Genomic DNA, 14,608 nt, shown 5'->3' on the forward strand with positions numbered 1-14,608 from the left:
CTGCTAATCCGTTTCTTCCCAAGAAGTCTGTTTAAATATGTCTAAGCGATTTACAGAAGTTTATAGATGGGATTGGAAATACTCGACCATGTCATTGATAATCATCTTTAGATGTGGGGAAGAACCAAGATTGTGATCCGTATTATCATAGGTATTAAATCGTGTGTTTCCTGGAGCTGTGTTTTTAAATAAATCTCGTTGGGTTAAAGAAACTATGTTATCTTCAAGTCCCTGTAAATGTAAGATTGGTATTCTTGTAGGAAGAGAATTTAAAACGATGTGATCCTGAAGAGAGAGAAAATCCTTCACGTCTTCTTCGCATATTACCAAAGGAGCTGGACCAAATCCAAAATCTTTTCCTATGTTGTCAACAACAGTACTGTTGTCTTTTATAGATTCATACATCTCTTTAAATAAAATTGCTCCATCTGCAACAGGAGCCCAAATACTTATTGCACGAATCTGAAATTGCTTAGGGCTGTAAAAACGAGCGAGATGGAAAGCCGTGTGACATCCTAAAGAAAATCCGGCGATTCCCAATCTACGAGGATTGACTTCAGGATACTGTGTTATCGAAAAAAGAATATCCTCACCATTTCTTAGATAGGTTTTAATGGGTACTTCGGTAGTAATGCCTTCGCTATCACCACAACCTGCCATGTCAAAACGCACACTTGCAATGCCAGCTTGAGCAAGAGATCGTGATAGCTTTCTATAAGATCCCGTTAGTCCCCCAACTTTATTGCCGCGAAAACCGTGAAATAAAATGACAGTAGGATAACCATCTTTAGGCATGGGAGTCGTTGGTAAGTGTAGAGTTCCTACAAGATTATGTTCCCCACTTTGTACATTAACTGCTCGGCAGATTTCATCCTTTGGAGTTTTAGTCTCGTTGATAACGAGCAGACTATCGGGAATTTCAGGGAAGCCTGGGACTTTAATTGCTGCAGCGTGAGATGTGTTTGCTATTATGAAAAATAAAGAAATAAATGCGGATAATTTGCGCATTTTAACTAACATGAAAAATAACCCAATTAAAAGATAACTAAAATAGGATTTTGTATTTTTTCTGTCAATGGGGCTGAAAGCCAAGGGCGGGAGAAACCATAACACAAGTTGGTTTTTTATAAAAATTTTAATCTTTTAAGAACTCTGATTAGAAGATTCTTGTGTTTTCATTGAGTGAGAGATACACTAGCCTCTATTTTATTTTAACAGATCTCTTTGTCAGGATATTATGCGGTACGATCCTAGTTTGATAGAAAAGAAGTGGCAAGAATTTTGGAAGGAACACAAGAGCTTCAAGGCGAACGAAGCTGATGATAAACCTAAATATTATGTATTAGACATGTTCCCTTATCCATCGGGAGCAGGACTGCACGTCGGACATTTAATCGGTTATACCGCCACGGATATTGTCGCTCGCTATAAGCGAGCTAAAGGATTTTCTGTTTTACATCCTATGGGGTGGGACAGTTTCGGATTGCCTGCGGAACAATATGCTGTCAGAACGGGAACACATCCTAGAGAAACAACTCAAAAGAATATAGAAAATTTTAGAAAGCAACTTTCTGCTATGGGATTTTCTTATGATGAGGGTAGAGAGTTCGCTACGAGTGATCCCGAATATTATCGTTGGACGCAGAAACTTTTTCTTTTACTTTACGAAAAAGGCCTAGCTTATATGGCAGATATGGCGGTCAACTATTGCCCAGAGTTGGGGACTGTCTTATCCAACGAAGAGGTGGAAAATGGCTTATCTATAGAGGGAGGGTATCCTGTAGAGCGCCGAATGTTGCGTCAATGGATTTTACGGATCACAGCTTATTCTGATCAGCTTTTAGAAGGTCTAGAGGGCTTAGACTGGCCAGAAAATGTTAAGCAGCTTCAAAGAAATTGGATAGGGAAGTCTGAAGGGGCTCTCGTACGCTTTAAAGTGAATAATCAAAACTTTTTGGAGGTATTCACAACACGTCCTGATACTTTATGTGGTGTATCATTTTTGGTCATTGCTCCAGAGCACCCTGAGGTTGGTCAATTAATTGCTGAGGATCGGAGAGAAGAAGTAGAGGCTTATATTTGCCGCGCTCAAAGTAAAAGTGAAAGAGATCGTATAAGCGAGAGCAAAATAAAAAGCGGAGTATTTACAGGAACCTATGCTAAGCATCCTATCACGGGAGCAGATATTCCTATTTGGGTTTCCGACTACGTTATCCTTGGTTATGGCTCTGGAGTGGTTATGGGCGTTCCTGCTCACGATGAAAGAGACAGGGAGTTTGCCGAAACTTTTTCTCTGCCTATTTATGAAGTTCTTGATACAGATGGATATTGCATTCATAGTAATCACGGAGACTTTCTTTTAGACGGTCTTTGGGGGCGGGAAGCTCAGGATTATGTCATTGCTTATCTGCAGAAAAAGAATCTAGGGGAGTCTAAGGTTGCGTATAAACTGCGCGATTGGCTGTTTTCTCGTCAAAGATATTGGGGAGAGCCGATTCCTATTATTCATTTTGAAGACGGTACGTGTCGTCCTTTGGAAGACGATGAGCTTCCTTTACTTCCTCCAGAAATTCAAGACTACCGTCCCGAAGGTTTTGGCCAGGGGCCATTAGCAAAAGTAAAAGAGTGGGTAGATATTCACGATAAGAAAACCAATCGTCAGGGGAGACGCGAGACGCATACCATGCCTCAATGGGCTGGGTCTTGTTGGTATTATTTGCGTTTTTGCGACGCGCTGAATTCGCAAGCACCCTGGTCTAATGAAAAAGAAAAATATTGGATGCCTGTAGACTTGTATATTGGGGGGGCTGAACATGCTGTTTTGCACTTATTGTATTCCCGTTTTTGGCACCGAGTGTTTTATGATGCAGGCATGGTTTCCACTCCAGAACCATTTAAAAAGTTGATAAATCAAGGCTTAGTGCTTGCAACTTCTTATCGGATTCCTGGTAAGGGATATGTCTATCCTGAAGATGCTCATGAGGATAATGGGGTATGGATGAGTACTTCCGGAGAGGAACTAGAAGTTCGTCAGGAAAAGATGTCTAAATCAAAGTTAAATGGAGTTGATCCTCAAATTCTTATCGAAGAATTCGGAGCAGATGCTTTGCGTATGTACGCTATGTTTTCTGGTCCGCTAGATAAAAATAAGCTTTGGTGTAATCAAGGCGTTTCTGGTTGCCGACGCTTCCTCAATCGTTTTTATGAATTGGTCACGTCGTCTTTAGTTCAAGATATTGATGATCCTAAGGGAATGTATTTAGCCCATAGATTAGTACATCGCGTAGGGGAAGATATTGAAAAAATGTCTTTAAACACCATCCCATCTTCTTTTATGGAATTCATAAATGAGTTTGTGAAGCTTGATATTTATCCTAAATCTGCTTTAGCTATGGTTGTGCGGGCTTTAGCACCTATAGCACCTCATATCAGTGAGGAATTATGGACTATTTTAGGCAATGCTCCTGGTATAGATCAGGCTGGATGGCCAGAGGTGGATCCTAAATATTTGGAAGATACTTCGGTAACATTTGTCATTCAGGTAAATGGGAAGTTACGAGCGCGTCTGGATATTAGTAAGAACGCGGCGCGGGAAGAAGTTTTATCTTTAGCACGAGAGGCTGTCTCTAGGTATCTAGAAGATAAAGAAGTGAAGAAGGAAATTTTCGTTCCAAATAGATTAGTGAATTTTGTGCTATGATCAAACGACGACTAACTAAGTTACATACCTTCCTATACGATTGCTTTTTGATCTTGGCGTTTATAGTTGCGCTTCCTAGGATTCTCTATAAAAGATTGGTTCATGGAAAGTATGCTAAGTCGTTAAAAATTCGTTTTGGATTGGAGAAACCAAAATTGCCAGGAAAAGGTCCTGTAGCATGGTTCCACGGTGCTTCCGTGGGAGAGACAGCGCTGTTGGTTCCCTTTATTCAACGATTCATGAAAGAGTATCCCGAATGGCGTTTTCTTGTTACATCTTGTACAGAATCTGGATATGAAAATGCTCGCAGATTGTTTGAACCTATGGGAGTCGCTACTTGCATTTTACCTTTGGATTTAAGCTTAATTATTAAACCAGTTGTCAGAACAATATCACCCTCTTTATTAGTTTTTTCTGAAGGGGATTGCTGGTTAAACTTTGTCGAAGAGGCAAAGAGGATTGGGGCTACTGCAGTGGTGATTAACGGGAAGCTTTCTGCAAATTCTTGTAAGCGGTTTACGATTTTAAAACGTTTTGGCAGAAGCTATTTTTCTCCTATAGATGGATTTTTACTTCAGGATGACCAGCATAGAGAACGTTTTTTACGTCTTGGCGTTAGTGAAGAGAAAATAGAGGTTACAGGAAATATTAAAACCTATACAGGAGCCTCCTCTGAAAATAATGAACGGGATTATTGGAGAGAGAAATTACAATTGTCTCCAAATACGGAATTGCTAGTTTTGGGCTCCACGCATCCTAAAGATGTTGATGCTTGGCTTCCTGTCATTCGCGGGATTCACCACAGAAATTTAAAAGTTCTTTGGGTGCCTCGTCATATTGAGAGATCTAAGGAACTTGAAAGCCTTTTAGTTAAAGAAAATATTTCTTATGGCTTGTGGAGTCGGGGAGCGACTTTCAAGGAGAACGACGCCATTATAGTGGACGCGATTGGCTGGTTAAAACGGTTGTATTCTGCTGCCGATCTAGCTTTTGTAGGCGGAACTTTTGACGATCGAGTTGGGGGACACAATCTGTTAGAGCCTCTTCAGTGCGGTGTGCCACTGATGTTTGGTCCCCATATTAAATCTCAATCAGACTTAGCGGTTCGTCTTTTATCCATCAAAGCAGGTTGCTGTTTAGATGAAACAACTATGATAGAGGTAGTTTCATTTTTACTTGATCATCCTGAAGAAAGAGCTGCCTATGTTCAAAAGGGTAAAGAGTTCTTACATGAGGAAAAAGTGGCTTTTGATCGTACTTGGGAATCTTTTAAGAAATATATCCCTTGTGTAAAAATATAGAGATCTGCTAAAGTCTCTTACTTATCGCGGGATAGAGTAGTGGTCATCTCGTTGGGCTCATAACCCAAAGGTCGGAGGTTCGAATCCTTCTCCCGCTATTAATTTTCACCATCTAGTGTGGCGGTATAGCTCAGATGGTTAGAGCAGCAGAATCATAATCTGCGAGTCGTTGGTTCAAGTCCGACTACCGCTATTTTTTCTTCTATAAGCATCTTTTGAGTAGTTTTTGAAGTAGCCAGCAATGTTGCCTTAAAGGGTGCTTATTTCTTTCTACTCTCCCACAGTAGGGTTAAAGGTCGCTGGTCAATCAGTTGTTCTTCGCTAAAGTATTGTAACGGTCCAGGGAAACAATAAAGGTCTTCCATTAAGCAAGTGTCACTTTGATTTAAAAGATACTGTACTTCTGCAGCATTGGGATTTACAGAATCTGTTTTAATTACAGGAGTATCCTCTCCTAGACGATGTTCTAGTTGCATCATTTTATATAGAGGAGTAGCCCCCCCAATCCATTCGTTATAGGGACGTGCAAGATTATTAATAGTCACCATATAGCCCGTTCGCTGTCTGACAATGAAAAGCGCAGAAATAATCCCCAAGGCTAGTCCATAATTTGCATCAAAGTTGGAAGGAAATCCAGCCCGAGATTCATAACCAAAAAAGTGATTCACAGGTTGGAATTCCATTTGGGGTTCTATCTTCTGGATTTCCTTTTTTATTAGCGCCGCTAAAAGTTCTTCGGTGGCAATTTTAGATACACGAACATTTCCATACGAATCTCTAGCAATGAGTAATTGACGAGCAATTTCTGTAGGTAGGGAGGAAAATGTCTTCAGAGACTCTGGAGAGAGTTTTTTATTAATAATATCCAAGTTCGGATTGTTATTTAAAAGTAGAACATTAAGTTCATTTATAAGTTTTTTTGTATCGAAAACATGTTCTAGCAAGCCTTCAGGAATGAGTATCGTGCTATAATTTTTCCCCGACCTATAGCGGTTTACTAAACCTAAAGCGATATGCTCACTCAGTTTTTGTAGGGAAATCTTTCTCATGGCGATATGTTCGCTGATGAGGGTAACATTGGGTAGTGTTTGTAAACCGCATTCTAAAGTTGTGTAAGAAGCTCTTTGTCCCATGAGACGGACAAAATGGTGGTATTTCTTTATAGATAAAGTGTCTTTTTCTAAATTTCCGATCATTTCTGAATAAATACGACAGGATGTATGGAATCCTAAGGATGTTTCAATCCAGAAATTTTTAAGATCTCCATCAATAGTTTTAGGAACACCTACAACAGGAATTTTGCAGTTATGCTTGAGGAAATATTCGGCGAGCATTGCTGTATCAGTGTTAGAGTCATTTCCTCCTATGATGAGTAAGCCGTCAAGCTTTAGCTTTTTTACAGTAGCAAGAATCGTGCTTTTTTGTTCTTTGGTTTTGATTTTCTCTTTACTCGAAGAGAGCATGTCAAATCCCCCGACATTGTAATAATCATAAATTACAGAAATATCGAGATCTTTATACAAACCACGAGTTAATCCTAAAGGACCTTGAATAAAACCATAGAGCTTTGTTTGGGGATTAAAAGCGCGTAAACCTTCAAATAGTCCTATGACTACGTTATGGCCTCCTGGGGCTTGTCCTCCAGAAAGTAAAACACCAATTTTCAATTGTTTTGATGGTGTAGCTTCTCCCGTTTCAATAATCACTTCAGGAATGCTACATAGATTAGGAATGTGTTCTTGAAGATCTTTGGGGATAGAAGGAGACTTTGTAGAGTCTACAATGTGTAGTGAGGTGATATTATTTAAGAAGCTTAGAGTTTCTGGGCGGTAATGCAAACGCTGTAATTCGAAGTAGCTTTTATTTACAGAGAGGAGTTCCACGGGTGGTCCCTAGGGAATAAGTTGATGTTTTAACCATTGTACAAGTTCTGCAAACATAGAGCAAGACTGAGGAATATGATGGCCGGTATTCGGATACGTACGTATCTCACAAGGATTGGGCCTGCAGCTCATAGCTTCAGAGAAGATTTTCTGATGGCGTAAAGATACCGTAGTATCCTCTGCTCCTTGCATATGGAGAATCGCTAGGGAATCAGAAAAATTGGGGATTTCTTTGGTAACGTCCATCTCAATAAATTGAGAACAGAAAGTTTTATTGACTGGCATGCCTGCGTAGAGAATATCTTCAGAGTATGGGTCATGGGCTATTATGTGATTAGAAGAGTTCACGGTTTCTTGTAACCATACAGCACCTTGAATTGTGGGTGCCCATACAGCTAGACTTTTGATATAATGCAAGGTAGGCATATTCAATAGAGCTAGTGTTGCTCCTAATGAAGAACCAAAAATAGCCATGCGGTTTGTATCGATATTCTGTAGTCTATAGCCTTGGGATATAATTTCGTGAGCGCTAGTAATATAATCACTGAAAGAAAAATCATATAGGGAACCCTCTGCATCACCGTGCCCAGGAAGATCAACACGTAACACGGCTATGCCACATTCTGTCAATTTTTCAGCAAGTTGTACGTGAGTACGTCTAGAGCCGATTTTACTAGAGGCCAAGCCATGAAGAGTAATAACTAAGGGATAGGGAGAAACTTGTACTGGCGTATGGAGGATGCCGAAGGTTTTAATATTATTCAGAATGTTAAATTCAATAATGTGGCGTTGTTCACGCTTGTGGCATGTAGTGCTCATTCGGCTCTGAGTCTCTTCTGTTTATAGAGGGGGTTTTCATATTAATTTAATTTTTTAAAACGAATTCGTCGAGAACAAATTCCAGTTTTTTCCTTATACTCTCATGTAGGTGCGGATAGGAACTTAATAATCGCAGTCAGGGATTTCCATACAGATAGAGCATCTTTTTTGCCATTCGTTATGATTGAGAAGAAGAGTTAGTGGAGGGAAATGATCGGAATGAGAGTCCGGTGGAGTATCAATTTGTAACGGTCCTAGATAGCGGTAAGAATCTTCAAGAGCCCAGATTTTTCTGTATAATTTAAACTTAAGAAAAGCAGGACTACTGATATCGACTAAACTCTTCTTGATTAGAGGTTTTATTGTTCCGTCTGATTTTTTCTTTGCAGTAAACATTTTTACGATAGGTATGGCACGTAACCGCCATTTATCTACTATATTGATAAGAGATTCGATCACTGTTAGATAGCCGTTACAACGGTTATACGTAAGTACTCCAGCACCGTATCCTAGAGCATAGCTGTAGGTATTATCAAATTTCGTCGGTAAACAGGATCTTCCCTCATAACCTAAGAAATGAGAAACCGCGTTAAAGGGAACGTTTTTAAAGTGCTTCTTTAGGTGGTTGTCAACAAGATGTATGAGCAACTTATCTATGCTAATTTTAGAGACATAAACATTTCCGTGAGCATCTCGATCATAGAGCAGCTGATTAGCAATAGCTTCTGGGAAGCTCTTTAGCAATTTCTGAGATTCTTGAGATAGCAAAGAGAATTTATCCGAACTTTCGGGGATTCTTTCAATTTCTTTTACAAGATTATTAATCTCTGGGATGAATTCAATCATGCCCTCAGGAATCAGAATTATCCCGTAGTATTTTCCCATAGATGCTCTATCAGAAATTATCGAGCATATCTTGTGGATTATAGTTTTCAAAGGGACGTTCTTTTCTGCGATTTCTTCGCCTATAAGGGTAATATTGGGATGTGTTTGTAGGGTGCACTCTAAAGCAATATGAGAAGCAGAACGTCCCATAAGTTTTATAAAATGGTAATGAGCTTTGCAAGAAAGAGTATCTCTTGAAATATTGCTAATGATTGATGAGTAAAATTTTGTAGCAGAATCAAATCCGAAAGTAAGGTCTAAAAATAGGTGTTGGAGATCCCCATCAATAGTTTTGGGAACACCAAGAACACATGTTTTAGGATGATGTTGAGCAAAGTATTCTGCAAGGATAGCAGTTGCTGTATTCGAACCATCACCACCAATAATTACCAAACCATCAAGATCCAAAGCTTGTACCGTTTTTAAACATGCTGCTTTATTTTCTTCGGTGATGATATTTGTTCTTCCTGTTCCTATGCAGTTGAATCCTCCAGAATTTCTAAAACATTCCATGAATTCTTCGGTAATTTCTATGGTATTGTTATTGAGAATGCCCTGACCATTATTGAGAAAACCTATTAAAGAACTATCGGGATGGACCTTTTTTAAGCTATGTAGAAGTCCCCAAATCACATTATGCCCTCCAGGAGCAGGACCTCCGGATAGCATAACGCCGACTTTTAATGGTTGCGAAGACTTAGGAGATCCCGAAGTGAATTTTAGATAGGGACTATCGTAGGTTTTAGGAAAAAGCTTAGCGATATCGGCATCAAACTTAGGAGAAAAACGTTGGTCATTAATAGGAATTAAAGAAGGAAATTTTTGTAGTTCTCTAGGCAGGGTAGGCCTGTCAGGAATAACCACACCACGGAGATCACTAAAATTTGGGTGCATAACAATTAATGGATACGGTTGTTTTCGTAGGTTAACTGTGTTTTTTTTTATCGACAATGAGAAAACCTTCTTTTCAGAAGGTTTATTTCATGTTCATTGCTATCAGAGGCTTAGATGAGACCGAGAAGTTTCCACCACAAGCTGCCAATACCTACCCAAATGACAATATTGATAACACTTAGAATAAAACCAGACCTCCACCATTCTTTCACCGAAACGAGTTGTGACCCAAAATAAAGAGGAGCAGGTCCTGATCCATAATGAGTAAGCCCTCCGAATAGGTTGCTTGAAAAAGCAAGCACTAAGCAGGCAAAAATAGGGTTGGTTCCTAATGATATAGATACCGCTAGGAATACGGGGAACATGGCCCCGATATGTGCTGTGTTACTTGCGAATAGGTAGTGAGAATAAAAGTACATGAGGAAGAGTATGGGAAAACCTACTTTCCAAGATAATCCTGATACTGCCGCAGCTACAGAATCACCAACTAGGGGAATAAACCCGAGTTGATTAAGGAAGGACGCCATCATAATAAGAGCGCCGAACCAAATAAAGGTCTCCCAGGCAGTTGTGTTTGCCATAACATCTTTATGCCAATCTAAAATATTTGTCAGGATAAGTAAAGACAAGCCGATTAAAGCTGCTGTTGTTGCAGATATCCGAAGTAAGTCTCCAAATGTCCATAAGACTACTAGGAGAATGAAAATCATTAGGATGATCCTTTCACCCTTTTTCAAAGGTCCCATCTCTTTGAGACGTAATTTTGCTGTGCGAATAGCTTCTTCACAAGATGTAATTGTAGGTGGGTACAGTTTATAGAGAACTATAGGCATGAGTACCAAACTAAGCAGCCCTGGAAATACCGCAGCCTTTGCCCATGTTGCCCATGTTAATGCTACGCCTGCGTTACTTGCTAAAGCTGCTAGTAAGGGGTTCCCCGCCATAGCTGTGAGAAACATAGCGCTAGTAATTACAGAACTTTGATACGCCACTTTAATTAAGAAAGACCCGATAAGGCTTTCTGTTCCTTTTTCTGCAGAGCTTCCAAAAGATTCTGACAAGCCCATAACTACAGGATAGAGAATTCCTCCAGATCGTGCTGTAACACTAGGAATAGCTGGGGATAATAGACAGTCTGTAATTACCAGACCGTAGCTTAATCCTAAGGGGTTTTTCCCTAGGATGCTTACGAAAAAATAAGCAACGCGTTCTCCGAGGCCTGTTTTGATAATCCCTTTTGCTATGGAAAAAGACAAGAAGACTAGCCAGGCAATAGGATCATGGAATCCTGATAGACCTTGCTCTAAAGTTAATGTTCGTGTGAGTAGTAATGTAGAGATCCCGATAATGACTATGGCTCCCATAGGCACCGGTTGTAGGATAATGCCTAAAATTGTCGTTGTGAATACCGCGAATAGATGCCAAGCATTAGGATTTATCGCTTCCGGGTGAGGACAAAACCATATGCCTAAGAGTGAAAAAGTGAGGAATAAAAGAGATAGGAAACGTTTTTGTTTATTCACTTAGGACCTCTTTGCGTTACGGTCTGTTGGACAATCCCAAGAGGGTTAGGGCTCTATTGGAAAGTCTTCGAGCCATTTTTCCATTTCTTCTAGGGTGTCGTTGATGAGTTCTGGTGAAAACAGAAGTTCTTGAAGGCAGGACTCAACAGTTTCTTCATTTATGATATTTGTTACGTCTTCCATGCTTATAAAGGTTACATCTACTAGACCAGCGTTAAATGCCTTGCTAATCGGATAGAATAATTCTCCAGGATATAATGCACATATGGCAGCTATGAGACTATCCCAAGCAAAAGAAGGACTTTTTTCTAATCTATAGTTTAGCAGTTCTCCAAAATAACGGATAGTTGCGTCTCTAGAGATTTTTTTTATTCCTACAAGATGCACAAGGCTAGAAATCCCTGCAGCTTTTACGTAGGGGTTAATTCCCGGGGACTCTATGAGATCCTTAATTAACGAGTCATCGTCACATACGCTAGCTAGAATTCTTGAAAGATCTTCGGTAAGAACATCACCAGCAATAGCATGTGGCGTATCGCCTGTATGGGAAAAGAGCTTTATAATAAGGGGAAGAGCTCGAGTTTCTCGGAACTGCGCTAGTAAATACATTGCGTAGAGGTGCCCTTGATAACTGCCGTCATTGATTAATTCGGGAACGCGTTCCGTAGCATCTTCAAGAATTTGAAGTAAGTAAGGAGTGATTTGCGTATGTTTGACAATAGCAGCTTCTATAGCTTCTCTGGGAAGAATCCCTTCGTCGTAAGCGAGGTCTTCCAAGATATGAGAAATTTCCATCGTCAATGACGCTCCATTTCAACGGCTGTTAGTTTGGTTCGTAGCATGCTCAACTTCTTCCTGTCAATGATTTACACATAATGCCTAAAGCACTTAACAGCCATTTTTGTATGCTGTTGAGAACCGGTTCTTTAGGTGTGTATGTGGTCGTATTTGTTTTTACAATTGTTGCTTTACAAGCACGTGGTTTAAGACAAATGTAAGATGAGTACGCACCGCAGTATACATAACTCTTCACATACTACAAAGAACTTTAGGTCTTTGGTTTGAGTCTAAAGTAGTTTTGTTTAGGTTAAACAAGAGCTTTCTCTTGAGGAACATAAGTTTGGTGAAGTTCAGTATCTTCTAGGGAAAATATCGGTATAGCATCGAGTAACTCTTGGGTTTTTTCATGTTTAGGATTCAGGAAGATTTGTTCTCTAGGAGCACATTCTACCAGAGATCCTTTATCCATAACGGCAATGGTATCTGCAATATAGTAGGCTGCAGACATGTCGTGGGTAATAAAGAGAAGAGTGCTTTCACATTGCTGTTTTATTGTTTGAAAAAGCTCTAAGATGAGTGATTGGTTGAGAGTATCTAGAGCTGATATCGGTTCATCACAAATAATAAGATCGGGTTCACATACTAAAGCTTTTGCAATTGCCACACGTTGTTTTTGTCCCCCACTAAGTTTATGAGGTTTTAACTGTAGTATTGATAATGGTAGGTTAACAAGCTGTAAAACACGGTGGATTTTTTCTTTTTGTTTTTCTTTAGAGTAAGTTCCTATGATATGCAAAGGTTCTAAAATGAGATCTTTGACACACATTGTAGGATTTAGACTTGAATGCACATCCTGCCAAACAATTTGCACTGTTTTTGCTTTTGGTTTTTTAGGATCAACATGAAAAGTAATCGAGCCTTGATCGTGTTTCATTAATCCTAGAATTGCCAGAGCCAATGAAGACTTTCCTGATCCACTTGCACCAACGATTGTCAGACATTCTCCCTTTTTCAATTGTAGGCTAACGTCATTGAGAATGACTTGCTTCCTAATTGAAATGGATAGGTTATTTATAGTGATTAAATTAGTCATGAATTGTCTGTAGGGTATCTGTATTTCTTAAAGTTTCAAGTTTCGCTTTTAAAATAGGCGATGAGGAAGCTGTTAAAGGAATTTTCGATACGGCTTTAAGAAGACGTTTTGTATAGGGGTGTTGTGGAGAGGAGAAAATGTTTTTGACACTTCCAGTTTCTACAAGTTGACCGTCTTTGATAATTGCAATATCGTCACAAAGCTCCGAGACTAGTGCCAGATTATGGGTCACCAACAACATTGCTGTGTTGTTTTCTTTATGCACTTTACGCAGTATGCGCAGGACCTGCGCTTGGGATACAGAATCCAACGCTGTTGTCGGCTCATCGGCAAGAATAAGCTCTGGTGAACTTGCTAGGGATATGGCAATGACAGTTCTTTGTCGCATGCCTCCACTTAATTCAAAAGGATAGAGATGAAAACACCGTTCAGGATTGGGTATGCGTACGCTTGTGAGTAGTTCTAGAGCTCTTGTATAGGCTTCTTTTTTTGTTATAGCATTATGTTGTCGTATGGTTTCTACAATTTGCGCTCCTATACGCATAGATGGCGTAAGAGATCCCATAGCATTTTGCAAGACTGTAGCGATTTTCCTTCCTCGGATTTTTTGGAAGTTTTTATACGACATGGTTTTCAAGTCTTTATCTTCAAAGAAGATATTTCCTTCTAGGATTTCGCAATTATCTGAAAGAAAGCCGAGAATTGCCTTGGTAATTGTTGTCTTCCCCGAACCATTCTCTCCAACTAAAGCTAGGCTATGCTGTTTTTTAATTGTGAGGCTAAGATTGTTTATGAGCAATTTTCGAGGGTTTTTGGACGCTATGGTGAGATTTTGTATATTCAGCAGGGTATTAGGCATGAGCGTTTTCCTCTATGAATAGGGCCTTTGCTCCCTCTCCGATAAGGTTAAAGCTGATCGAGAGCGTAATCATGAAAAATGAAGGAATAAAAAATAGCCAAGGATAGTAGTCGATGGCATTGATACCTTCTTTTACCAATGTTCCTAGGCTAGCTTGTGGAGGCTGAATTCCTAAACCTAGAAAGCTAATAAACGCTTCTGTATATATAGCTCCGGGAATGGTAAAAATTAACGTGGAAATAATTGGAGTAAGTGTATTGGGAAGAAGATGTTTCCTTAGAATATGAAATGTGGAGGCGTTCATAGTCTTGGCGGAAAGTACAAATTCCTTATTTTCTAAAAGTAAAAATTGCCCGTAGATAATTCTTGCTATAGGTATCCATCCTGTAAGTGTCATGGCAAGAATCAGAGGAAGAATCCCATGGTCGAAGATAACAAGAAGAAGAATGATTACAGGAATTCTCGGAATTGAAAATAGGATTTCTGTAATGCGCATCATAAGGAAGGCAACTTTTTTCCCTGCAGATAAGGCTACTGTGGACCAAAGCAATCCTACGAAAACATCTATGAGAGTTGCTGTTACTGCGATAAGAAGCGACAAGCGAATACCTTGAGTCGTTCGCGCTAACATGCAACGTCCTAAAGCATCTGTTCCGAAAGGAAATTTTCTTCCTGGTTGAGTTAGGGTATGTTCTAAGGATGTTTGTTCGTAATTAGGATAGAGTAATGGAAGAAGAATAGCTCCTAAGATTAAAATTCCAAGTATAGAAACTCCTACCATAAACATGGTATTTCCTTTCATACGTTGCCAAAGAGAGGGATAAGAAGATTTTAAAGGAATATCCATGAAGTTTGTCAATTGTCCTGTTTG

11 protein-coding genes and 2 tRNA genes are annotated in these 14,608 nt (G+C 39.6%); 4 read left to right on the forward strand and 9 right to left on the reverse strand.

The features are described from left to right. Window positions 1-60 precede the first annotated feature (60 nt). On the reverse strand, window positions 61-1,008 hold the full coding sequence (locus tag CF_RS01970; RefSeq protein WP_011457942.1) for an alpha/beta hydrolase: 948 nt from the start codon (window positions 1,006-1,008) through the stop codon (window positions 61-63). Between the two features lie 229 nt (window positions 1,009-1,237). Between CF_RS01970 and leuS the strand changes: the two genes are divergently transcribed. The 4 genes from leuS to CF_RS01990 all read left to right on the forward strand — a co-directional run bounded on the left by leuS (window position 1,238) and on the right by CF_RS01990 (window position 5,194). Further along, complete coding sequence (gene leuS, locus CF_RS01975) at window positions 1,238-3,700, forward strand: leucine--tRNA ligase (RefSeq protein ID WP_011457943.1); 2,463 nt, start codon at window positions 1,238-1,240, stop codon at window positions 3,698-3,700. After that, window positions 3,697-5,001, forward strand: coding sequence for a lipid IV(A) 3-deoxy-D-manno-octulosonic acid transferase (waaA, locus tag CF_RS01980; protein WP_011457944.1), 1,305 nt, complete (start codon window positions 3,697-3,699; stop codon window positions 4,999-5,001). Before leuS ends, waaA begins: the two co-directional genes overlap by 4 nt. Before the next feature lie 25 nt (window positions 5,002-5,026). Further along, window positions 5,027-5,099: transfer RNA gene (locus CF_RS01985), tRNA-Met, on the forward strand. A gap of 21 nt (window positions 5,100-5,120) precedes the next feature. Next, a tRNA-Met gene (locus tag CF_RS01990) sits at window positions 5,121-5,194 on the forward strand. A 67-nt stretch (window positions 5,195-5,261) separates the two neighbouring features. Here CF_RS01990 and CF_RS01995 read toward each other — a convergent pair. From CF_RS01995 to CF_RS02030, 8 genes are all read right to left on the reverse strand, one after another. Next, on the reverse strand, window positions 5,262-6,884 hold the full coding sequence (locus CF_RS01995) for a diphosphate--fructose-6-phosphate 1-phosphotransferase (protein WP_011457945.1): 1,623 nt from the start codon (window positions 6,882-6,884) through the stop codon (window positions 5,262-5,264). A 9-nt stretch (window positions 6,885-6,893) separates the two neighbouring features. Beyond that, window positions 6,894-7,703, reverse strand: a complete 810-nt coding sequence (locus CF_RS02000; protein WP_011457946.1) for an alpha/beta hydrolase family protein — start codon at window positions 7,701-7,703, stop codon at window positions 6,894-6,896. Between the two features lie 123 nt (window positions 7,704-7,826). Further along, a complete protein-coding gene (locus CF_RS02005) occupies window positions 7,827-9,482 on the reverse strand; it encodes a diphosphate--fructose-6-phosphate 1-phosphotransferase (RefSeq protein ID WP_011457947.1) in 1,656 nt (551 codons plus the stop codon). A 110-nt stretch (window positions 9,483-9,592) separates the two neighbouring features. Further along, a complete protein-coding gene (locus CF_RS02010) occupies window positions 9,593-11,005 on the reverse strand; it encodes an anion permease (protein ID WP_011457948.1) in 1,413 nt (470 codons plus the stop codon). Window positions 11,006-11,050: 45 nt separating this feature from the next. Then, window positions 11,051-11,806: a DUF1186 domain-containing protein gene (locus CF_RS02015; protein WP_173023625.1), complete on the reverse strand. Its 756-nt coding sequence runs from the start codon at window positions 11,804-11,806 to the stop codon at window positions 11,051-11,053. A 286-nt stretch (window positions 11,807-12,092) separates the two neighbouring features. Beyond that, on the reverse strand, window positions 12,093-12,878 hold the full coding sequence (locus tag CF_RS02020) for an ABC transporter ATP-binding protein (RefSeq protein ID WP_011457951.1): 786 nt from the start codon (window positions 12,876-12,878) through the stop codon (window positions 12,093-12,095). After that, window positions 12,871-13,737, reverse strand: coding sequence for an ABC transporter ATP-binding protein (locus CF_RS02025; RefSeq protein WP_011457952.1), 867 nt, complete (start codon window positions 13,735-13,737; stop codon window positions 12,871-12,873). Before CF_RS02025 ends, CF_RS02020 begins: the two co-directional genes overlap by 8 nt. Further along, on the reverse strand, window positions 13,730-14,584 hold the full coding sequence (locus CF_RS02030) for an ABC transporter permease (RefSeq protein WP_011457953.1): 855 nt from the start codon (window positions 14,582-14,584) through the stop codon (window positions 13,730-13,732). Before CF_RS02030 ends, CF_RS02025 begins: the two co-directional genes overlap by 8 nt. Between the last annotated feature and the right edge of the window lie 24 nt (window positions 14,585-14,608).

The organism is Chlamydia felis Fe/C-56 (assembly GCF_000009945.1).
Taxonomy (GTDB): domain Bacteria; phylum Chlamydiota; class Chlamydiia; order Chlamydiales; family Chlamydiaceae; genus Chlamydia; species Chlamydia felis.

What these genes read in the sequence shown, in the direction of transcription:
- CF_RS02025 (WP_011457952.1), bottom strand. Translation starts at nt 13,737, where the DNA reads ATGCCTAATACCCTGCTGAATATACAAAATCTCACCATAGCGTCCAAA.
- CF_RS01970 (WP_011457942.1), bottom strand. Translation starts at nt 1,008, where the DNA reads ATGCGCAAATTATCCGCATTTATTTCTTTATTTTTCATAATAGCAAAC.
- CF_RS02005 (WP_011457947.1), bottom strand. Translation starts at nt 9,482, where the DNA reads ATGCACCCAAATTTTAGTGATCTCCGTGGTGTGGTTATTCCTGACAGG.
- CF_RS02030 (WP_011457953.1), bottom strand. Translation starts at nt 14,584, where the DNA reads ATGGATATTCCTTTAAAATCTTCTTATCCCTCTCTTTGGCAACGTATG.
- leuS (WP_011457943.1), top strand. Translation starts at nt 1,238, where the DNA reads ATGCGGTACGATCCTAGTTTGATAGAAAAGAAGTGGCAAGAATTTTGG.
- waaA (WP_011457944.1), top strand. Translation starts at nt 3,697, where the DNA reads ATGATCAAACGACGACTAACTAAGTTACATACCTTCCTATACGATTGC.
- CF_RS02000 (WP_011457946.1), bottom strand. Translation starts at nt 7,703, where the DNA reads ATGAGCACTACATGCCACAAGCGTGAACAACGCCACATTATTGAATTT.
- CF_RS02020 (WP_011457951.1), bottom strand. Translation starts at nt 12,878, where the DNA reads ATGACTAATTTAATCACTATAAATAACCTATCCATTTCAATTAGGAAG.